Annotated in this window: 21 protein-coding genes; 6 read left to right on the plus strand and 15 right to left on the minus strand. The window is 42.1% G+C overall.

What is annotated here, in order from left to right; all coding sequences use genetic code 11:
• The first annotated feature begins 74 nt into the window (after positions 1-74).
• The gene (locus AC1MBV_RS02715) at positions 75-260 is read left to right on the plus strand and encodes a hypothetical protein (RefSeq protein ID WP_255746106.1); all 186 of its coding nucleotides are present in this window, start codon (positions 75-77) and stop codon (positions 258-260) included.
• Between the two features lie 12 nt (positions 261-272).
• Here the strand turns inward: AC1MBV_RS02715 and AC1MBV_RS02720 are convergent, their stop codons facing one another.
• Both AC1MBV_RS02720 and AC1MBV_RS02725 read right to left on the minus strand, forming a co-directional pair.
• Positions 273-1,103 carry an inositol monophosphatase family protein gene (locus AC1MBV_RS02720; protein ID WP_255746103.1) on the minus strand — a complete coding sequence of 277 codons (831 nt, stop codon included), beginning with the start codon at positions 1,101-1,103 and terminating at the stop codon, positions 273-275.
• Between the two features lie 167 nt (positions 1,104-1,270).
• Positions 1,271-1,459, minus strand: coding sequence for a hypothetical protein (locus AC1MBV_RS02725; protein WP_255746102.1), 189 nt, complete (start codon positions 1,457-1,459; stop codon positions 1,271-1,273).
• A gap of 219 nt (positions 1,460-1,678) precedes the next feature.
• Here AC1MBV_RS02725 and AC1MBV_RS02730 point away from each other — a divergent pair, with 219 nt between their 5' ends.
• Entirely contained in the window at positions 1,679-2,332 is a 654-nt protein-coding gene (locus AC1MBV_RS02730) for a YktB family protein (RefSeq protein WP_255746101.1), read from the plus strand.
• Between the two features lie 61 nt (positions 2,333-2,393).
• Here the strand turns inward: AC1MBV_RS02730 and lpdA are convergent, their stop codons facing one another.
• The 4 genes from lpdA to pdhA form a co-directional block, all read right to left on the minus strand.
• Positions 2,394-3,803: a dihydrolipoyl dehydrogenase gene (gene lpdA, locus AC1MBV_RS02735; RefSeq protein ID WP_255746099.1), complete on the minus strand. Its 1,410-nt coding sequence runs from the start codon at positions 3,801-3,803 to the stop codon at positions 2,394-2,396.
• Between the two features lie 2 nt (positions 3,804-3,805).
• A complete protein-coding gene (locus AC1MBV_RS02740; RefSeq protein ID WP_480947476.1) occupies positions 3,806-5,092 on the minus strand; it encodes a dihydrolipoamide acetyltransferase family protein in 1,287 nt (428 codons plus the stop codon).
• Between the two features lie 152 nt (positions 5,093-5,244).
• Complete coding sequence (locus tag AC1MBV_RS02745; RefSeq protein ID WP_480947477.1) at positions 5,245-6,222, minus strand: alpha-ketoacid dehydrogenase subunit beta; 978 nt, start codon at positions 6,220-6,222, stop codon at positions 5,245-5,247.
• On the minus strand, positions 6,219-7,304 hold the full coding sequence (gene pdhA, locus AC1MBV_RS02750) for a pyruvate dehydrogenase (acetyl-transferring) E1 component subunit alpha (RefSeq protein WP_480947478.1): 1,086 nt from the start codon (positions 7,302-7,304) through the stop codon (positions 6,219-6,221). Before pdhA ends, AC1MBV_RS02745 begins: the two co-directional genes overlap by 4 nt.
• Positions 7,305-7,703: 399 nt before the next feature.
• Between pdhA and def the strand changes: the two genes are divergently transcribed.
• Complete coding sequence (gene def / locus AC1MBV_RS02755) at positions 7,704-8,261, plus strand: peptide deformylase (RefSeq protein ID WP_255746091.1); 558 nt, start codon at positions 7,704-7,706, stop codon at positions 8,259-8,261.
• A 56-nt stretch (positions 8,262-8,317) separates the two neighbouring features.
• Here def and AC1MBV_RS02760 read toward each other — a convergent pair whose 3' ends face one another.
• Complete coding sequence (locus AC1MBV_RS02760) at positions 8,318-9,106, minus strand: Cof-type HAD-IIB family hydrolase (protein ID WP_255746089.1); 789 nt, start codon at positions 9,104-9,106, stop codon at positions 8,318-8,320.
• Positions 9,107-9,378: 272 nt separating this feature from the next.
• Here AC1MBV_RS02760 and AC1MBV_RS02765 point away from each other — a divergent pair, with 272 nt between their 5' ends.
• Complete coding sequence (locus AC1MBV_RS02765) at positions 9,379-9,588, plus strand: DNA-dependent RNA polymerase subunit epsilon (protein WP_255746088.1); 210 nt, start codon at positions 9,379-9,381, stop codon at positions 9,586-9,588.
• A 4-nt stretch (positions 9,589-9,592) separates the two neighbouring features.
• Positions 9,593-11,299, plus strand: coding sequence for a ribonuclease J1 (rnjA, locus tag AC1MBV_RS02770; protein ID WP_255746086.1), 1,707 nt, complete (start codon positions 9,593-9,595; stop codon positions 11,297-11,299).
• Positions 11,300-11,354: 55 nt separating this feature from the next.
• Here the strand turns inward: rnjA and AC1MBV_RS02775 are convergent, their stop codons facing one another.
• The 7 genes from AC1MBV_RS02775 to AC1MBV_RS02805 form a co-directional block, all read right to left on the minus strand.
• A complete protein-coding gene (locus AC1MBV_RS02775; protein ID WP_480947479.1) occupies positions 11,355-12,371 on the minus strand; it encodes a cytochrome d ubiquinol oxidase subunit II in 1,017 nt (338 codons plus the stop codon).
• A gap of 224 nt (positions 12,372-12,595) precedes the next feature.
• Positions 12,596-14,407, minus strand: a complete 1,812-nt coding sequence (locus tag AC1MBV_RS02780; protein WP_480947480.1) for an ABC transporter ATP-binding protein — start codon at positions 14,405-14,407, stop codon at positions 12,596-12,598.
• Positions 14,407-16,176 (minus strand): ABC transporter ATP-binding protein, encoded by a 1,770-nt coding sequence (locus tag AC1MBV_RS02785; RefSeq protein WP_480947481.1) that lies wholly within the window; start codon positions 16,174-16,176, stop codon positions 14,407-14,409. The genes AC1MBV_RS02780 and AC1MBV_RS02785 overlap by 1 nt, the downstream gene beginning before the upstream one ends.
• A gap of 377 nt (positions 16,177-16,553) precedes the next feature.
• On the minus strand, positions 16,554-17,102 hold the full coding sequence (locus AC1MBV_RS02790; protein ID WP_255746080.1) for a peroxiredoxin: 549 nt from the start codon (positions 17,100-17,102) through the stop codon (positions 16,554-16,556).
• 331 nt (positions 17,103-17,433) lie between these two features.
• Entirely contained in the window at positions 17,434-18,543 is a 1,110-nt protein-coding gene (locus tag AC1MBV_RS02795) for an N-acetyldiaminopimelate deacetylase (protein WP_255746078.1), read from the minus strand.
• A gap of 41 nt (positions 18,544-18,584) precedes the next feature.
• Complete coding sequence (gene dapD / locus AC1MBV_RS02800) at positions 18,585-19,295, minus strand: 2,3,4,5-tetrahydropyridine-2,6-dicarboxylate N-acetyltransferase (RefSeq protein ID WP_255746076.1); 711 nt, start codon at positions 19,293-19,295, stop codon at positions 18,585-18,587.
• Positions 19,296-19,341: 46 nt separating this feature from the next.
• Positions 19,342-20,211: a LysR family transcriptional regulator gene (locus AC1MBV_RS02805; RefSeq protein ID WP_255746074.1), complete on the minus strand. Its 870-nt coding sequence runs from the start codon at positions 20,209-20,211 to the stop codon at positions 19,342-19,344.
• Between the two features lie 150 nt (positions 20,212-20,361).
• Here AC1MBV_RS02805 and AC1MBV_RS02810 point away from each other — a divergent pair, with 150 nt between their 5' ends.
• Positions 20,362-20,571 carry an aspartyl-phosphate phosphatase Spo0E family protein gene (locus tag AC1MBV_RS02810; RefSeq protein WP_255746072.1) on the plus strand — a complete coding sequence of 70 codons (210 nt, stop codon included), beginning with the start codon at positions 20,362-20,364 and terminating at the stop codon, positions 20,569-20,571.
• A gap of 251 nt (positions 20,572-20,822) precedes the next feature.
• On the opposite strand, the gene AC1MBV_RS02815 is transcribed toward AC1MBV_RS02810, so the two are convergent.
• Entirely contained in the window at positions 20,823-21,830 is a 1,008-nt protein-coding gene (locus AC1MBV_RS02815) for an inorganic phosphate transporter (RefSeq protein WP_255746619.1), read from the minus strand.
• Between the last annotated feature and the right edge of the window lie 45 nt (positions 21,831-21,875).

The raw sequence follows: 21,875 nt of genomic DNA on the forward strand, positions 1-21,875 counted from the left end.
ATTTAATTTCATTTTATTTGTTTTCTTTGTGCTTTTTCCTAATACGCTTTATCATATCTTTATGAGGTGATCACATGTTCCGTATATCAATATATTTGCTTATTTTTCTTGTAGCTATGAGTTTGGTCGGAATCGTTGCAGGAATGATCTTCACACGTCCGCTTTTTACTCTGCTTTGCGCATTTGCCGTCATTCTTTTCATGTGGCTCGGTTTTCTGCTAAAGGCTGTGCAACAAAAAAATGACGAAAACAAACAGTAACAGGATACAAAATTATTCAGGTTCTTTAATAAATCTGCCCTGATTCACTTGTTCACGAATATGATCGGACATATACTGATGAAGACCAGGACGTGCGGCAAGCACAGATTGTTTTGTCAAAATATCAATAGGGCTGCCGTCTGCTCTAGAGCAAAGGCCACCGACTTCCGTCAAGAGTATTAAGCCCGCCCCATAATCCCACGGTGAGAGTCGCATTGTGAAGTAGGCATCCAAATAACCTGCTGCAACATAAGCGAGTTCCAGAGATGCTGCACCGTATGCTCGGGTTCCGCTGCTGCGCCTGACAATCTCAGTCATTATTTCTTCGTGAATTCTCCGATTTGGTTTCAACCACGTCGGACTGAGGTCAATCAGCGCATCGTCAATTGCAATGTCTGTAAGAGCAGACAATTTTCTTGTATTTTGATAGGCACCGCTTCCAGTGATGCAGTGAAATAATTCATCAGCCATAACGTCATAAATGAACGCTGCTTTTCCGTTTCCATTTTCATAGATGCCAATCGATATAGCAAAAAATCGCTTCTGCATTACGAAATTCAAGGTGCCGTCAATCGGATCGAGAAGCCATAAAACACCACGTTTATCTTTTACCCCGTCTCCGTAACCTTCTTCAGAAATAATCTTGTCATTAGGATAATCCGCTCGGATTTTTCCGATCAAAAATTGTTCAATCGAACGATCCATATTCGTTACGAGATCGTTATGAGCACTTTTTTCACTGACTTCAAGCGGTTTGGATAATGACGCACGTAATTGATCCGCTGCTTCATTGATCCAACTGGTCACTTTTTCTCCAAGAACTGTCCAGTCTCGATTTACCATCTGTTGTCACTCCGTTCCTGCACGTTCTTCTGATGCTTGCATTTGGTTCATTAAAATAATAGTACATCATTTAATAAAAAAAAGAAAAATCACCGCTTCGGCCAGCGGTGATCATGTCATTGAATTTGTTTATTATTTAAATCAATAAATACAGGTCTGTCTATTAATTATATTTCGAGAAGCAACATTTCCCGACGAAGAACTTCAAGCTTCTGTTTGCATCGATGAATTGTTTTGTCATCCTTTTTTATCAGCGCTTTATGCAGCAGTGTCAGCTCCCGATCAATTGCAATACGCACTTGGGGAATTCTTCTTTCCGCATCCTTCCTGTTCAGAGTCTGACTAATCTGTTTCATGGCGGATGCCACATCCCTTCAATTTTTAGTTCAAAAAGGGGGTTCTTTGTTTCAATACTGTACTTAGCTGAACGATGGATACTGTTTTCTTTAGTTTATGCTGAAAGACCGTGCGTATTGCCATAAAATTGACGGTTCTTGAAAAGTGACAAACCCATTTTTGCATGCGGGACTGTGGTACACTATGAAAAGAGATCACCCGCAAAAGGAGTGGATATGATGTCACAAAATGGCTTTACAGAGCAAGAATTTAAACTTATGAGCTTGCCCGGTTTGGAAAACCGAATGCACGCAATTCGTGAAAATGTGCAGCCAAAATTCAGTATGATCGCCGATCGAGTGATTCCGTATTTGAATAAAAGTGCCGATGCAGAAATGCCTTTTTATCCGCATATCGCTCGTCATGCACGCCGAACGGTTAATCCACCGGACAGCACTTGGCTGGCACTCGCGCAGGACAAACGCGGATACAAAAAATATCCCCATTTCCAATTTGGTATTTGGCCGACGCACCTCTTCTTCTGGCTGGCAGTCATTGAGGAATATCCTGATAAAGCTCGCCTCGGTGAAGCGTTGCTCAGCAAGGTCCCAGAACTTATGAGAAAAACACCGGCCCATTATGCCTGGTCTGCAGATCATATGAAAGATGAATATCGCCTTCACCATGATCTTAATGAAGAAAAACTGAGTCAAATGTTTCTTCGCCTGAAAACGGTAAAAAAGGCGGAATTACTTTGCGGCGTTGTCATTCCAAAGAATGAAGCGATTAAGAAAAACATTGATGAGCTAGCCGATTATTTGGAAGAACAAACGGAAACATTAAAGCCGCTTTATACATTGGCACGAACATGCTCCGAAGTCACGGTTTCTTGAAGATACACTGGATGAAAAACGGCCTGGGTGCAAAAGTACCCAGGCCGTAAACTATATCTGTTTATTTTGCAATATGGATCGGATGTCCGAGCACCACATCCGCTGCCTCCATTGCAATTTCACCTAATGTCGGGTGTGCATGAATGGTTAACGCGATATCTTCAACGGTCATTCCTGATTCAATCGCTAAGCCGAATTCTGCAATCATATCGCTTGCGTTTGTACCGACAATCTGAGCGCCGAGTACCAACCCGTCTGAAGCACGGGAAACGATCTTCAAGAAACCGTCCGATTCGCCAAGTGAGAGTGCACGCCCATTTGCAGCAAACGGGAACTGTCCGGCTTTCACTTCATAACCTTCTTTAACTGCCTCCTCCTCAGATAATCCAACAGAAGCAATTTCAGGATCCGAGAAAACGACGGCCGGCATGGCATGATAATCAACTTCGGAAGCCTCTCCGCTTATTGCTTCAGCAGCAATTTTTCCCTCGTATGATGCCTTATGAGCCAGGGCTAAGCCTGCTACAATATCGCCGATTGCGTAAATTTTATCATTCGTCGTCTTGCCTTGTTTATCAACCTTGATTAATCCGCGCTCAGCCAACTCGATGCCTGCCAAGTCCAAACCAAGGTCCTTTGTATTTGAACGTCGCCCAACAGTCACCATCACATAGTCCGCATCAAAAACTTGTGCTTTGCCCTTCACTTCCGCAGTCACTGAAACACCACTTGCCGATTCTTCTACGCCTTTGGCAAGCGCATTCGTGTAAATGGTCACTCCTTTTTGTTTCAGTTTCTTTTTCACCGGAGCAATTAACCGCTTTTCAAATGCCGGCAAAATGGATGGGGTTCCTTCAAGAATAACGACTTCAGTGCCAAATCCGGCAAATGCCGAGCTTAATTCAATACCAATATAACCGCCACCGATAACGACCATTTTCTTAGGAACTTCTTTTAAAGCAAGTGCTCCAGTTGATGAAAGGACTCGGTCACTCCATTTAAAACCAGGTATTTCGATTGGACTCGAACCTGTAGCAATAATGCAATGATTAAATTTATATCGTGAAGACTCATAGCCATGGTTCACGCGCACAACATCCGTATCAACAAACAAAGCTTCGCCCTCAACGAGTTCAATACCATGTGCCTTAAAAAGGCCTTTTACACCACCAGTTAACCGTTCCACGACCGAGCCCTTCCACTCCTGAACCTTAAGAAAATCAACAGTTACATGCTCAGCTTTAATGCCGTAGGTCTCAGAGTGATTCATTTGTTCAAAGCGATGGCTCGCTGATATCAATGCTTTTGAAGGGATACAGCCGACATTCAGGCAGACACCTCCAACGTGCTCTTTTTCAATGACAATAACTTTTTGTCCCAGCTGGGCAGCTCGAATAGCCGCGACATAACCGCCGGGACCAGCACCAATGACAACCGTATCCACTTCTGTTGTAAATTCCCCTACTACCATCTCTACCCCTCCAAAATAAGGCGTTGCGGATCGAATAACAGCCTTTTTATTTTGTTCATTGCCCTCTGAGCAGTCGCACCATCGATGAGACGGTGATCAAAGCTCATAGACAGAGCAAGCATAGGTGCAGCAACAATTTCCCCATCGCGAACGATGGCTTTTTCAGAAATTCTTCCGACCCCAAGGATAGCGGATTCGGGCTGATTAATAACAGGAGTGAACCACTGGCCGCCTTCTGAACCAATATTTGAAATCGTACAGGTTCCGCCATTCATATCCTCAGAAGTCAATTTACCGTTACGCGCTTTTTCTGCAAACTGCTGAATTTCAGTTGCGATCGCGTACAACGATTTTGATTCGGCATGCTTGATCACCGGAACAACCAGCCCCGCATCAGTATTAGTCGCAATGCCGATATTATAGTAATGTTTATAGATTATTTCCTGGTTCTCTTCGTCAAGTGAGGCATTCAACACCGGAAAGTCCCTCAGCGCGGAAACAAGCACCTTTACAATATACGGTAAATAGGTTAATTTTACGCCAAGATCCTGTGCCTCTTCTTTAAATTGCTTGCGATGTGCAACAAGTTTCGTTACATCTACATCGTCCATAATTGTGACATGCGGCGCATTCTGCATCGAGTGTGTTGTTGCTCGCGCAATTGCCCTTCGAATACCGCTGAATCGTTCACGGGTTTCCAAAGCACTCCTCTTAACGTCAGGTGAAGTCTGATGCCCCTCACTGCTCTCGTCAATGGCCTCTGTTTGAAGCGATGGAGTTGTCTCCTCTTTTTCCTCCGGAGCAATGAGAAATTGATCAATATCTTCTTTGAGTACCCGACCGTTCCGACCGGTCCCGTTTACTTGATTCAAATCAACATTTTTGTCCCTTGCATATTTTCGAACGGACGGCATGGCAATGACACGATTGCTGCCATCTGTGTTACCGGAACGATTCACCTTTATTTCGTCTCGCTCGGTTTCTACAGCTGAATGTTGAACACTTTCCTCATTAGGAGCAGTGCTTTCATCAACAGATTCAGCACCTTCTTCATCAGATTGAAGTGTAACAACGACTGTTCCTACTTCAACAACTTGGCCTTCCTCAGCCTTTAATTCCAGAACCGTTCCATTCACCGGAGAGGGAATTTCAACAACTGCCTTGTCGTTTTGGACCTCTGCCAAGGGATCATCCTCATGCACCATATCGCCTGGTTTTACGAACCACTTAAGAATTTCGCCTTCATGAATCCCTTCACCGATATCCGGTAATTTAAACAAGTAGGTCAACGGCGTCACACTCCTTTCGCTTCCTCGAACAATATATCTGCGTAACCATTTTTCTTAAAAGACAATACCTCTGCACATTCACGTTGCGGCAGTAATGAAAAGATCCGTCTCTTGCGCGATGTGGTATTTCGACAGATGCTTATATAAAAGTATTAGAAGGTTATTGTTTCTTTCACTTTGTCTATAATATCTTTTTCGTTAGGCAGCCAGACATCCTCCGCAGCAGCGAAAGGAAAAACGGAATCCGGAGCAGCTACTCTTCCCACCGGTGCGTCAAGGTGAAGCAATGCCCGATCATTTATTTCCGCAATCACTTGAGCCCCAATACCCGCCTGTTTTTGGGCTTCTTGTACAACAACTGCTCGATTTGTCTTTTTAATTGAATTCGTTATTGTCTCCGTATCCAGCGGACTGATTGTCCGAAGATCAATTAGTTCGCATTCAATGCCTTCTTTGCTTAGTTGCTCAGCCGCCTTGAATGCGGTACGCACCATTGCTCCGTAGGTAATAATTGAGATATCTTTTCCTTCTCGGACAATTTTGGCTTTGCCGATTTCAATTGTATATGCATCTTCAGGTACTTCTTCCCTGAACGAACGATAAAGCTTCATATGTTCCAAAAAAATAACAGGGTCGTTGTCGCGAATTGCAGAAATCAGCAAACCTTTAGCATCATAAGGATTTGATGGAATAACAACCTTTAGACCGGGACATTGCGCGAAAAGTCCTTCGAGGTTATCCGCATGCAGTTCCGGGGTTTTCACTCCTCCTCCAAATGGCGAACGAACCGTAACCGGCGCGTGATACATACCGCCGGACCGATATCTCAAACGTGCAAGCTGCGAGGCAACACTGTCCATTGCCTCGAATACAAACCCAAAGAACTGGATCTCCATGATTGGCCTATAGTTTTGCAGCGCGAGCCCAAGTGCAAGTCCTCCAATACCAGATTCGGCTAGAGGTGTGTCAAAAACACGCTCCTCGCCGAATTCGTCATAGAGTCCTTCCGTTGCTCGAAAAACACCGCCGTTTTTCGCCACGTCTTCTCCAAATACAAGTACATTCTCATCATTGCGAAGTTCCGTTCGCATAGCGTCCGTAATCGCTTGGATCATCGTCATTTGTGTCATCGCTGATCCCCTTCCCGCGCACTATACTGCTCAATCTGTTCTTTAATAGCTTGCGTTGGCTTTTCATACATATTGCCAAGCAAATCGGTAACTTTTTGCTTTGGAACGCCGTCCGCTTGTTTCAGTGCTTTTGCCACGTCTTTTTTTGCCTGCTCTGACGTTTGTTCTTCATCTTCACGCGACCAGATCCCTTGCTGCTCAAGGTATAGGCGAAAACGAACGAGCGGATCCTGCTTCTCCCATTCATTTGTTAATTCATCTGTACGGTATCGTGTCGGGTCATCGCCGGCCATCGTATGTGGTCCATAACGATAGGTTAGTGTTTCAATCAATGTCGGTCCTTTTCCGGCAATTGCATGCTCACGTGCTTCTTTTGCCGCAGCATAGACAGCAAGCGGGTCCATTCCGTCAACTTGAATACCTCTGATTCCGGCAGCAACGGCCTTCTGTGCCAACGTCTCTGCTGCCGTCTGTTTTTCCACTGGTACAGAAATAGCAAATCGATTATTTTGACAGATAAACACAGCCGGTGCCTTATAAACGCCAGCAAAATTCATTGCTTCATAAACATCGCCTTGCGACGTCGCGCCATCGCCAAAGTAACAAAACGCAATTTGTGATTTTCCGCGTTTCTTTAAACCAAGTGCGATTCCTGCAGTCTGTGTTGCCTGGGCTCCAATAATGATTTGGGGCATAACTGCATTAAGTTCTTTCGGATATTGTCCGCCTTCAAAATGTCCTTTCGAATAAAGAAACGCTTTATAAAGCGGGAGGCCATGCCAAACAAGCTGTGGAATATCACGATAAGAAGGGAGCAGCCAATCTCCCTTGTCCATTGCAAATTGACTGGCAACCATTGACGCTTCTTGACCGGCCACAGGTGCATAAAATCCTAGCCTTCCTTGTCTATTCAATGAAAGCGCACGCTGATCCCAGATTCTCGTATAGACCATACGCCGCATTAGTTCCCGTAATTGGTCATTAGTCATTTCAGGCTTTCTTTGATTGTCTACGACATGCCCTTGCACGTTAAGAATACGTAACGTTGGAAAAAAGTCTTCGATCTTTCCAGAATAATTCACAGGCAAGTCCCTCACCTCTTCCCATCAGTATGCGTGTTTTCTTGCGATCTTAAAAAGAGACATATATCACTTAAGCGCTTACAGTGATAAAGATTTCTCAACATAACTATTTCATCATTCACGCCTTCAATTCATCTTCAATCAAAAGTGGATAAATAACTCCGTAGATATGTGATCAATCCATCATTCTTTTCTAATTTTAGTTTATAATATGTCATTCAATGAAGTCAAACGTAACGGTTTAACGGTTATTTCATACCTTCTTAGAAATAAAAGCACAAATCAAAACAGGAGAGTAAACATTAGGAATTATTAATGATACACTAGTAACAGATTAGAAATAAAGTGAACAGACATTTTCGACGCTTTATTGAATTGGTTGAAGGAGTGACTTAATTCATGATTACAATGAACGACATAATTAGGGAAGGAAATCCCATTCTGAGACAAGTTGCGAAAGAAGTTCCCCTCCCGGCAACGGATGAAGAAAAAAACACAGTGAGACAGATGCTGGAATTTCTGAAAAACAGTCAGGATGAAAAAGTTGCTAAAAAATATGGACTGCGCGCGGGGATCGGGTTAGCTGCCCCTCAAATTGCACTCAGCAAACGGATAATTGCACTGTACTTGGATGATGAAAACGGCAAGCATTATGAATACATGCTCTTTAATCCGAAAGTCATCAGCCATTCAATTGAAAACACTTATTTGGAGGGCGGTGAAGGCTGCCTATCTGTTGATCGTGAAGTGCCGGGCTTTGTACCGCGTCATGCTCGAGTCAAAGTTAAGGCATTCGATATTGATGGTAAGCCTGTTACGCTTCGTCTTAAAGGTTATCCTGCAATTGCAATCCAGCATGAAATTGACCATTTGGACGGTATTCTCTTCTATGATCGGATTAATAAAGAAGATCCGTTTAAAATTCCGGATCACGTCATGGAAAAAGATATTTATTAAATGTTTGACAAACAAAGAGGATCGCGTTTTGCGATCCTCTTTGTTTACTAATAAAATTACAACAGGCCAATCTGCTTTAATCCATTATAAATTCCGTTCTGGTGAACCGGAGTGGTCACAAGATCCGCAGATTTTTTAGCTTTTTCAACTGCGTTGCCCATTGCAATACCGGTACCCACATAAGAAAGCATCTCAACATCATTATTACCGTCGCCAAAAGCACAAGCTTCATCAGGTGTAAGATTCAGCTTGTTTAACAGCTGCTTGATCCCCTCAGCTTTTGATCCCAATTTTGGAATAACATCCACCCCGTATTGATGCCAGCGTACATAACGAAACTGATTAAACGGTGCGTTTTGAAGAAAGCGCGCATCATCATTCTCTGAGTAAAAAAGCAAACCTTGATATATTTCGTGGTGTTCAAAAAAATGGGGATCACTTTCAGGAAAGGAAATCGGGAGCTTTAAGCTTTCAATGCTTATCCGTGCCTTGCTATCAGCTTCGCCATCCATTTTCAACAATTCTTCAGTTACAAATGCCAGCGACCAGCCAATTTCTCTAGTCTGTGACACGAGTGCATCCAATACATCAGAAGCTAATGGATTCGTGTACACCGGCACGTCATTGTGAACGACATAGGAGCCGTTAATACTGACAAAAGAGTGAATATCTAATTGCTCACGCAATGCTCGGAACATGAACGGGGAACGACCGGTTGCAATCGCAGTAATTATTCCTTGCTCTTGTAAATTATTAATCGCTTCCGCTGTGGAATCCGGAACCGATTTATTCTGATCGTACAAAGTATCATCAATATCAAAAAAAACAATTTTAGGCTTCGTCAAACGTATAATCCTCCTTCTGTTGAATAAGACGATTAGGCCAATCCAACACGCATAACAGCATTTAGAATCTTTTTCCCAATTCATTATATCAGTTCCGAGGACTATTTTCGTAAATCGGGTATGATTTTTTATTGCTTGTTAAAGCTAAATTCAAACTGGCAAATGACAATCAAATCTTTTGAATTCACGCAGAAACAGAGCTAGACAGTGAAAAAGATCAGCATTTCATATATAATGATTTGTAGAACATTTTTCTGGAAGGAGTATGAACCATGATTTATAAAGTATTGTATCAAGAATCAAGAGATGAGGTCCCGGTACGCGAGCAAACAGAGACACTCTATCTTGAAGCAAGCGACGTTCGCGACGTTCGCAAAAAAATGGCAGACAAACCATATAACGTAGAATTTATTCAACCACTTACAGGTAAATTTCTCGAATATGAAAAAAAGTCTGCTGAATTCAAATTGGAGAAGCTGTAACCCTATGAAATTTGTTAAAAACCATCAAACTGCCGTATTCTCTCTTGGCGGACTGGGAGAAATCGGCAAGAATACCTATGCTGTTCAATTTCAGGATGAAATCATCGTTATTGATGCCGGCATCAAGTTCCCCGAGGATGAACTGCTTGGTATCGATTACGTAATTCCTGATTACAGCTACTTGGTAAAGAACGCTGATAAAATTAAGGGACTCTTTATTACGCATGGTCATGAAGACCATATTGGCGGTGTTCCTTATTTGTTGCGTGCGGTTAATGTACCGATCTATGCTGGAAAACTTGCAGCAGGATTAATTCGAAATAAATTGGATGAACATAATCTTCTACGTCAAACCGTGATCCACGAGATCACGGAAGATGATGTTATCAAGTTTCAAAAGACGTCGGTCAGTTTCTTTCGAACGACTCACAGTATTCCCGATTCCTATGGGGTTGTTGTGAAGACACCTCAGGGTAATATTGTTGAAACCGGTGATTTTAAATTTGATTTCACTCCCGTCGGCGGACAAATTGCCAACTTGACGAAAATGGCTGAGATCGGCAAAGAAGGCGTCCTCTGCCTCATGTCCGACAGCACAAACGCTGAAGTGCCCGGATTCACGATGACTGAACGGGAAGTCGGCGAGAATATTAAAGATATTTTTCGCAAAGTGGACGGACGAATTATATTCGCTACCTTTGCGTCCAATATCCATCGGCTTCAACAAGTTGTCGATGCCGCGGTTGCTACGGGGCGTAAAATCGCTGTGTTCGGGCGCAGCATGGAAGCTGCAATAACAATCGGCGAAGAGCTCGGCTATGTTCAAGCTCCAAAGGATACGTTTATTGAACACCAGCAAATCAATCATTTACCTGATCAGGAGGTCACTATTTTGTGTACTGGGAGTCAAGGCGAGCCCATGGCTGCTTTGTCTCGAATCGCGAACGGTACACATCGCCAGATCCAAGTCCAGCCGGGCGATACAGTGATTTTCTCCTCTTCTCCGATTCCGGGGAACAAGGTCAGCATCAATCGTACAATTAACCAGCTTTACAGAGCAGGTGCTGACGTCATTCATGGTAAATTAAGCAACATTCATACCTCAGGGCATGGCGGTCAAGAAGAAGAAAAACTCATGCTTCGTTTGCTGAAGCCAAAGTTCTTCATGCCGATTCACGGCGAATATCGAATGCTGAAAAAGCATGTTGAGACAGCTCATGCTTGCGGTATTCCGTATGATCACTCGTTTATTATGAATATTGGTGATGTGCTCGCCCTTGACCAAAATTCAGCAAGAGTCACTGGAAAAATAACATCAGGTTCCGTTTATATCGACGGCAGTGGAATTGGAGACATCGGCAACATCGTCTTGCGTGATCGTAAAATTCTCTCGGAAGAAGGACTGGTCATTGTTGTTGTCAGTGCTGATATTGAGGCACACAAGATACTGGCTGGGCCTGACATTATTTCTCGAGGCTTCGTTTATATGCGCGAATCCGGCGATCTGATCAATGAAGCGCAAAGCTTGCTTGCCTCTCGTTTGCAAGAAGTTATTCAAAGAAAGTCTTTGCAGTGGTCGGAAATTAAAGGAGAAATTACAGATAGTTTAGCTCCGTTTCTTTATGAACGAACACGTCGCAGACCAATGATTCTTCCGATTATTATGGAAGTCGATGAAAAGGTAAATAAGCAAGTCGAAAACAGTAAATAAATTCAGAAGAACAAAAAAGCACAGCAGCCTGATAAAGGGTCGCTGTGCTTTTGTATTATTTATATTTTGGGATGGCAAGCTCGCGCAATACCCGCTTCTCTCTCAAAGCGATCATTCCTATGAGTGCTGCAATCGCAATGATCAACGCGATGAAGAAAAACCAAGGTGATTGTGCCCATGCAGACAGCTGATGATCCATCACAATATCCGGATAGATTAAATAAGGAAAGTGAGAAACCGTATATCCGAACAACGCAAAAAAATACTGAAGCATGACAAGTGTAAAAATCCACTGATACTTCTTCAGGAATACAAGTGTCACAGCACTAAGCAGACTGATAAGCGAAAACATGAACATCCATGAATAGTCTAACGTACGCAAGAAATGTTCAGGGTTTTGCATTTCAAGTCCAAGAAAAACTAATCCGCTAGCAAAAACCATAGGCATACTCAGAAAAAGTACCTTATTTCTAAAATGCACGGTTAATTCATGATCTCCAATCTTCGAAGCAAAGAGAACCAAGTGCATGGCACTTATGTAAAAGATACTGATGATCGCAACAATCATGACCGACCAAAAATAGAAATTAGAAAGAAGGCGTATGATAAATGGAAGCAGCCCTCTTGCACCAACATCGGAAAAACCGCCTTCACTAATCACCAATGCGATACTCAGAACCGCAGGAATTAAGATACCGGTTATACCATTTCCAGCTAAAAAAACGCTTCGCATCCTATTTTCCTTTGACAACAGCTCAGTCAAAGCAAAGAATGTTCCCTTGAGTACTGTTAAAAAGATAGCCAGTACTCCGCAGAATACGAGCGGTGTTTGGAAATTGAGAATCATCTCTGGAGACAAACCAATAATTGCCGTGAAAATCAAAACGAATCCTATATTCATTAACTCCGATACTGGTGACAGCCATTTTTGAAGCGGTGCATAGAGATAGTCCAAATGCTTAATACTCTGACCGTAAAATAAATAGAATCCTGTGCCAAAATCAATGGATGCCGTAATCATATACCCATAAACGACTACCCACAGCACAACCAGGATCAATTGTTGCATCATGATCCTTCCACTCCAGTCCGCAGGTCAAAAGATCCTTCGACACCTGCCTTCCCATTATACCAAAGAATTGATAATCTTCATCCAGTAGTGAATTGTTCTTGTCAAGTATGGTTTTATTTCACCGTCTTAAAAACAACGAGAAATAAATCGTTCCCGGCTTGATCCATCCGTAAGTAGAAAAAACAACCAATGGCCATCGCTGCGTGCTCTTAGCTTACTTAATATTAAGAGACTCCATCAAGAGCATTATACTGACTGAGTACCAAATCAAAATACCTACCTCGAAGGTCCATAAGTTCTTGATGGTTGCCTTTTTCAACAATTTCACCTTCATTAAGCACAACAATTTGATCAGAGTCGCGAATTGTGGACAATCGGTGGGCAATGATAATGGATGTTCTTCCCTTAAGCAGTTGCTTTAGAGCCGTTTGAATGACCATTTCTGTTTCCGTATCAATACTTGCTGTTGCCTCATCGAGAATGAGAATTTTCGGATCTGAGAGCAGCGCACGTGCGAATGAAAGCAGCTGACGCTCTCCGACCGAAAGAATATTTCCACGTTCCTCAACCTCAGTCTGATATCCCTCAGGCAATCCTTGAATAAAAGTATCCGCACCAATTGCCTTTGCCGCTTGCATTACCTCTTCATCAGATGCATCAGGCTTGCCAAAACGAATATTTTCCATGATTGTACCGGAAAATACATAGGTTTCCTGAATCACCGTTCCGACACTTGCACGCAGTTCACGCAAATCAAGGTCACGGACATCCACACCATCAAAACGCACTTGACCGGCCGTCACATCATAGAAGCGACTAATCAAGTTCGCAATTGTTGTTTTCCCCGAACCGGTATGCCCAACCAATGCCCAAGTCGCTCCTGCCGGAATATGGAATGTAATTCCTTTAAGTGCTTTTCTTGAGGCATTATATCTGAATTCGACCTGATCAAAATCAATTGTTCCATAGATGTTCTTCATGCTTATTCCATTTTTTTTATTAGGCACACTTGGCTTTTCATCAAGAAATTCAAAAATCCGCTCTGAGGAAGCCATCGCAACAAGCAGTTGATTATACACCTGACCAAGTCGGGAAATCGGTCCCCAGAACATACCGAGATAAAATGCGAACGAAACGAATGTGCCTATTTCTATTGAGTTCCTGTGAATGAGAAATACACCAAACCAGATGAGAATAGCCGATCCTACTGCATTGGACAAATCAACAAAAGGACGAAACATTGCATTTTTCTTAGATGCTTCCTGCCATGCCAAAAAGTTCTCCGTATTCACACCGTTGAAATATGCTCGATTCTCTCTTTCCTGTGTAAATGACTGCGTCACACGTATACCCTGAATACTCTCATTCAAATGAGAGTTCAGCTTCGACATTTTCATACGTACCTTTTGCCATGAACGTCGAATACTGCGTCGCAGCTTCGTTGAAATGAAGAACATCAGCGGAATAACAAGTAATACCGCAACTGCCAATGGTGGGCTGAGTACAAAGAGGATCACAAAGATACCAATCAAAGTAACAACATCCATCAATGTATTAATGACACCGTTCGTAAATAAATCCTGCATTGAATTCACGTCATTTATGACTCGGACGAGAATTGAACCGGCAGACCTTGAATCAAAAAAGCGATGTGAAAGATATTGAATATGATTAAATAAACGTTCACGCAAATCATGAATCACATACTGACCAAGTTGATTTGTTGTACGAATCCGGTACCAATTGCTCACAAATGATATTCCATAGAGTAGTGCGGTAATCGCAACCAGCCAATAAATTAAGGTGTAGTTCTTCGCGTTAATCGCTCGGTCAAACGCATAAACACCAATGATAATCGGAATAATCAGCCGAACAGCCGTCGAGACAATCATTGCTGCAATTGCTTTAGGAATCAGCGTTTTCAAATAAGGTTTCAAGTAATTTAAAAGACGAAGCAGTTGTTTCCAGTTAAATGGCTTTTCAATGACCCGATCTTCCGGATAAAAGAATCGTTCTTTCTGTGTTCCGCTCTTCATCATCGACTTCTCCCTTCTCGGACGACTTGTTGTTTCACAAGATCGCGATCTTTGTACTGAATATTATAAATTCGCCGATAGATTCCTTCTTGCTGTACCAATTCTTTATGCGTACCGCGCTCTTTAATTCGTCCATGCTCAAGTACGAGAATTTGATCTGCCATCTGAAGCGAGGAAATACGATGGGCAATAATAAACGTTGTTCGCCCTTTCATTAATTCTTTGAATGCTTTTTGAATTAATCCTTCCGTCCGCATATCGACGGCACTTGTTGCATCATCAAGAATTAAAATACTTGGATTGACAAGAAGCGCACGTGCAATAGAAATTCGCTGTTTTTGACCACCGGACAGTCCCATACCTCTTTCTCCCAGCACGGTGTCATAACCGTTTGGAAGGCTTTGTATAAATTCATCCGCCTCAGCACGCTTTGCCGCTCTGATCACTTCATCCAGTGTCGCATCAGGTTTGCCATAAGCAATATTGTCGCGAATGGTTGAAGAAAAGAGAAAGTTTTCTTGGAACACATAGCCGATATTTTTCCTAAGGCACTTTAAGTCATACGATTTAACCGGGCATCCATCGACCAATACCTCGCCGCTGGTCGTATCATAAAATCTGCCGATTAATTGAGTAATGCTTGTTTTTCCAGAACCTGTTGCTCCCATCAGTCCAATAATGTTTCCTGATTTCGCTTCGAAGCTTATATGACTGAGTGCTGTCGTTTTTTCATTCGGGTAGATCAGCGACACATTACGGAATGCAACATCCCCAGCAAGATGTTCTTTTTGAAAAGGGTGATCAGGTGACGTAATATCGCTTTTTTCATCAAGAATTTGCAGCAACCGTTCTCCTGACGCTTTCGACTGAGAGAAGGTATTAATCATAAATCCGAGATTCATCAGCGGATCCATGATATACCAGACAAGGCTGAAAAAGGCAACCAAGGCACCTGGAGCCAGTCTTCCGCTCATGACAAAATAACCACCAAGAGCAAGCAGCAGGACCACGCTGATATTGCCAATCAGTTCCATGAGTGGAAAGTATTTTGCCCAAATATCTGCTGTTATTAGGTTTCTCATTCTGTATGTTTGATTGTTTTTAGCGAAACGATCAATTTCAAAGTTTTCTCGCCCGAGTGATTTAATTGTATTCATGCCGCTAATATTTTCTTGAACGCGTGTATTCATGCTTGCAAGTGAACGCCTAATTTTTCGAAATGCCGGATGTACACGTTTATCAAAACGAAATACACTGACACAAAGAAAAGGCGTCATTGCTAAAGTAACAAGCGCCAATTCCCAAGAATAATAAAACATCAGAGCAAGGCTGAATCCTACAAGAACAACAAAATTAACCAGCTGAGTAAATCCTGCCGAAAGAAAAAAACGAAAGCCCTCGACATCAGCTGTCAGACGCGACATCAAATCTCCGGTTTTCGCATTGTCATAGTAGTGATACGGCAGATACTGCAGTTTCTTGTAAAGTGCTTCTCTCAAGCGAAAAACCGAACTCACTCCGAACATATCGCCCCAATACTGGCTGAAATAGCTTGATAATCCCTTAACAGCCATGATAATTACAAATCCTAAAGATAACATTGGAACAAGTGAAAATCTCTGACGAATCACCGCTTGATCAATTGTAAGCTGCAAGACAATCGGATAAACAATTGTAATCGCACTGCTCAGTATCAGAAATAAAAGTGAGCCGAACAAATAATGACGATCCGGCCAATAAAATTGCTTAAGCTTTTTAAATATCTCCAATGTACGCCTTCCTCTCCCTACCCTGCCCATGCATAAAACGCAGGTTAAAAAATATAAATATCTTTTACAATAACGACAATTTTATCAGAACGAGAGCAAACAACAAGTCATTCGCTCTTATTTGTAATCTTTGGAACTACTAATTATGAATTTTATAGGCTCATTAATGACCTGCCTTCCAAGCCTTTCATTCAGACTAATAAAAATTTAATTGCTTGGCTGGTTAAACATCTGACCCGTCAGCGAACTCAATCCTTGGAGAAATCTAGTGCAGTAACTCTTATACGCAAAGAAACAGGGCAATCTTAAGTCGATTACCCTGTTTTTTATGAGCAGCAATGAGCTGCCAGTTTATATCATTGATTTAATATCTGAAATCACACATGCAGCGTTTCGTCACCGGGATGCCAATTTGCCGGGCACAGTCCGCCTGATTGAAGCGCTTGAAGTACACGAAGTGTTTCATCAACGTCGCGGCCGATGTTATTGTCATTAACAACTGAGTAGCGAAGATCGCCTTCAGGACTGATAATAAACAATCCACGAAGTGCAACGCCTTCTTCAGGAATGAGTACGCCATATTTTTCAGCAACTTCATGTGTGTGGTCTGCAGCTAAACTGAAGTTGATTTTACCAATGCCGCCTTCTCTTCTTGAAGTCTTCATCCATGCTTGGTGTGTATAGATTGTATCACAGGAACATCCAATTATATCTGCTCCCAGTGCTTTGAATTCATCGTAACGATCACTGAAGGCAGTAATTTCAGTCGGACATACAAATGTGAAATCCATTGGGTAAAAGAAGAAGATCGTCCATTTGCCGGCTTTGATGTTCTCTTCCAAATTTGCTTTGCCGAAAGAGCCATCCGCATTCACACTATCAAGATTAAACAAAGGGGCCTTTGCACTTACAAGACGTTCTACCATATTTTAATCATTCCTCCTGAAAATTATCTTCTTTCCTCACTCAAAATGAGGCTATGACATTATTATAGTATGGACTTTATTTTAAGTCAATGTTAATTAATAATTAATTTAAATTAGCATAAAATACTTATGTATCAATAATTAATAAATGTAATCAGTAAAATATATTATCATTTAAAATAAATATTATCAAATAATATGATTCCCCATTTTCTTTGATTCATTCAAGATAAATGATAACACGTTACACGTTGTTCTCCCATTAATACGCTTAAAGGTGAAATAAAAAAAGAGCGAAAAATAAATTCGCTCTGGAAATGTACTGATTTAATTAAACGCCATCTCTTATATAGGTGCTGACTACCTTCACTCCTTGGGCAAGTGCTGCCTCATCAGGCTTGAAATCAGCAGAATGCAGACTTGATGTTTGCCCAACACCAAGCCAGAACATGAATCCCGGCAATTCTTTTAAGAAATAGCCAAAATCCTCTCCGGTCATTGCGTCATCGCAAATCACATATGGAAATTTGTTCTTTTCGCAAAAGCTGATGAATGGATCCACATATGTTTTGCGGTTGAATACTTGGTAATAATTTGCTCCGTAATCAATGACGCCCTTACATTGGTAAGCAATCTCAGTTGCCTTTACATGGCGCTCAATGTCCTCTTTAATCAATGTCATGGTGTCTTGGCTTAATGTTCGAATCGTACCTTCAACGCGGGCATATTCTGCAATAATATTCTGTTTAAAGCCGCCTGTTATTTTCCCGATTGTGAGCACCGCTGAATGAAGCGGATTAACTCGTCGGGCAACAATTGTTTGAAGTCCGACGATAAATTGGCTCGCCGCAACAATTGTATCGTGAGTCAGATGCGGATTAGCTGCATGTCCGCCTTTTCCACGGAAGTCGATAAACAATTCGGATGTATTAGCAAATAGAATACCTTCCTTTGTGGCAACTGTACCAGCCGGAAAATCCGGTGACACATGTAAAGCGAAAATCAAGTCCGGTTTCCACGCCTTAAATTCCTCACTGGCCATCATCGGAAGTGCTCCACCTGGGCCTTCTTCAGCGGGCTGGAAAATAAATAAGACATTCTCTTTAACCGGATGAAGTACAATATTTTCCAGAGCGCCAAGTGCAATGGTCATATGGAAATCATGCCCACACGCATGCATGTTTCCTTCATGCTTTGACTGAAACGAGTACCCAGTATTTTCTTTGACCGGGAGCGCGTCAATGTCAGTACGAAATCCGATGAGTCTTGAAGGATCAGTACCGGAAATGTGGACAAACAATCCGGTTTTCCACTTTTTTATTTGTATTCGATCTTGCGGAAGTTTCTTAATTTGATCCAGCAGGAATGCCTGCGTTTCCACTTCTTCAAATCCAAGTTCCGGTATCTGGTGCAACGCGCGCCTGATCGCAATATAATCCATTGTTGATCCCTTCCCATTATGCGAGCAATCACCCGTATTTATTATAATTGACGCAAGTCCTGCATAATTTCTGTTTTGGAACGTGTCTTCTCATCAATTGTTTTCAGCACACGTGCTGGCGCACCGACGACTACGGTATTTGCAGGAACATCTTTTGTTACGATTGCTCCTGCAGCAACAACCGCTCCTTTGCCGATATGCACACCTTCAAGAACAACCGCATTCGCACCGACAAGAACATCATCCTCGATGACAACAGGTTGTGCGGAAGGCGGTTCAACAACACCGGCGAGAACTGCTCCTGCACCAATATGACAATTTTTTCCTACCGTTGCTCGTCCGCCAAGAACTGCGTTCATATCAATCATCGTGCCATCCCCGACTACTGCGCCAATATTTATGACGGCTCCCATCATAATAACTGCTTGTTTGCCTATTTCAACTTTTTCACGAATTAACGCTCCAGGTTCAATACGTGCTTCAATTCCCTTAAGATCAAGTAACGGGACCGCTGAGTTACGCGCATTATTTTCTACAATATAATCTTCGATCTTGTCCTTATTCGCTGTGAGTACAGGCTCAATTTCCTGCCAGTCGCCTATTATTGTACCTGCATGTCCGCTAATAAACGCATGAACCTGTTCACCGAAGGATAAAGACGCTAAATCGCCTTTTATGTAAACTTTTACCGGTGTTTTCTTAACACTGTTTTTCAAAAATGAAATAATTTCATAAGCATCCATCTGCTCCATTTTTGTTCCTCCTAATTAGTCGTTTCACTTGCTATATTATCGAATTTTATGTGAAAAGTCTATGTTTTACCAGGCTCACAAAGGCATGCACCTGTTTAAGGCTAAGCGTTTCTTGATCGTACAGCAGCCAATTCTCTCTATAAATAGGATTGCTATGGGCGTCTAACAACGGTATGCGATTAATGATGTCCTGTTCCGTGAGACTGAGTGACGGCAGAACTGAATAACCAATGCCGTGTGTGACCATGAGTTTACACGTCTCAATCTGATCAACCATTATTGTGCGTACCGGAACCCTGAGGTTTTGTGAATGCCACCAATTCTGGATCACTTGATCATAGGATGAGTCGCTGCGGAATTGAATATAGGGTCTTTCTTCATAATTCAATTCACCCAACGTTGAAATCTTCGAATCCACAAAATTAAGCGGATCGGAAAACAGGTGCAGCTTTCCTCCACCCCATTTCGGCATTCCGCGAACAATTGCTACATGGCAAGCCGCACGGTACATATGCTCCAATATTTCGCTTGACCAGCCTGTCGTCAAGGAGATTTTCACAAGCGGATGCTGTTCAACAAAAGCCTTAAGCACATCAGGAAGCCAATACTGCCCATTGACCGATGATACAGCCAGTTTTAACGTACCATGAATCTCAGATTTATGAGTTTGAATCTCGGCACGTGTCTCTGCAGCACGTTCAAGCATTTCCCGTGCAAATTGTTCGACAATCTCACCTTCTGATGTTAGTACAACTCCTCGTTTTGATCGAATGAATAATTGAGCATTCCATTGGCGCTCAATAGACTGCAGTCTCTGACTCAATGCAGGTTGTGAAACAAAAAGTCGTTCAGAGGCTTTTCTCATACTTCCTTCGTCCGATAATACAGTAATTAATTCAAGATCAGATAATTTCAAAGTCTTTCCCTCCAACGATACGTGATCAATCTCTTAGCTGAACCTCCCCATTCTCATTATGCCTGCTACATTTGGTAGACAAACAAAAGAGACATGCTATAATATATTTAATATTGCTAGATGTTGATGCTCAAGGAGGGCTTTTTGTTCATGTCTGAGTTATCAGAGGTACTTATTTACCAGGAAAATAGTAGCGTTTACTCTGAAGCTATTGAGAATAAGCGGAAAAATTTATTGGATACCGCTAAAAAGTATGGCCTGTATGCCGAACAAACGTTACTTTGCAGTCAAGAACTTGATTTAATGATTGTTGAAGTTCAAGAAAAATGTTCAGCGATTTCTCAAAGCGCACAGGTCTGAGATAGAGTCACCGTACTTCCTTTCGCCCCTAGCTCTTCCCGGCTTCTGGCCGGCATTCATTTTTTATTTGCCTCTTTTTGTAATCGTTATCATGAAATATTAACCCACTATGAGAAGAATTTTATTATTTGTGATTACTCGCTCGGCATGTTTTCAGCAGAGCTCATTCTAAAAACTATCCATTTATTTATATACTCTTTTATCTTATAAAAAAAGAAGCTCGTATCAACGAGCCGATTTAACATACTTAATTAAAGAATCCAATTCAATAGCCGATAAATCACAGCAGCAACAATCGCTGTAAAAGGCAGCGTAATGACCCACGTGATGACAATATTCAATGCCATTCCCCAGTTTACGCCTCTAACACGTTCCGCTGAACCAACGCCTAATATAGAAGAAGTAATAACATGCGTTGTACTGACCGGAAAATGGATAAATGTAAATCCAAAAATAATTGTAGCAGAAGATAGATCGGCAGCTGCTCCATTAATCGGTTGAATTTTCATGATTTTACTTCCTACCGTGTGAATAATACGCCAGCCGCCTACCGATGTTCCCATCGCCATAGCAAGTCCGGCAGCAACACGTACCCACATAGGTATTTCAACTTTTGTCAAATAATTTGATGCCACCAGAGCCATCGTAATAATCCCCATTGTTTTCTGAGCATCATTTGTTCCATGAGCAAAAGATTGCAATGCCGCTGTGAATATTTGAAAAATCCTAAAGTGACGATTTGTCTTCACTAACGAAAAGTTATGGAAGATGAGCGTGAAAAGTTTCATGACAATAAAGCCAATTGTAAACGCCGCAATCGGTGAGAAAATCAGCGCTTCGAAAATCTCAATAAATCCTTGATAGTTTAAAGAGCCAAAGCCAAGCGCAGATATCCCCGCACCCGCCAGGGAACCGATAATTGCATGAGACGAACTGCTGGGCACACCTAAATACCATGTTGCAAGATTCCATAAAATTGAGCTGATCAGCGCCGCCATTACAATGATTAAACCAGTCGTTTCATCTTTAATGGTAAATGGGTCAATAACCCCCTTGCTGATTGTTTGGGCTACACCCGTAAATGTAATGGCCCCAAGGAAATTCATGGTACCTGCCAAAATAATTGCAACCCTTGGGCGCAAAGCACGTGTAGAAACAGAGGTGGCTATCGTATTTGCAGTATCGTGAAAGCCATTAATAAAATCAAACATAAACGCCAAAAACACAATCATCAGCGTCAACGCAAACAAACTTTCCATGATCATAAAACCCTTTCCTCGTAAAAAATGAATGCGTGGTTTTCA

It is taken from the genome of Sporolactobacillus sp. PKPK-6 (genome assembly GCF_056678885.1).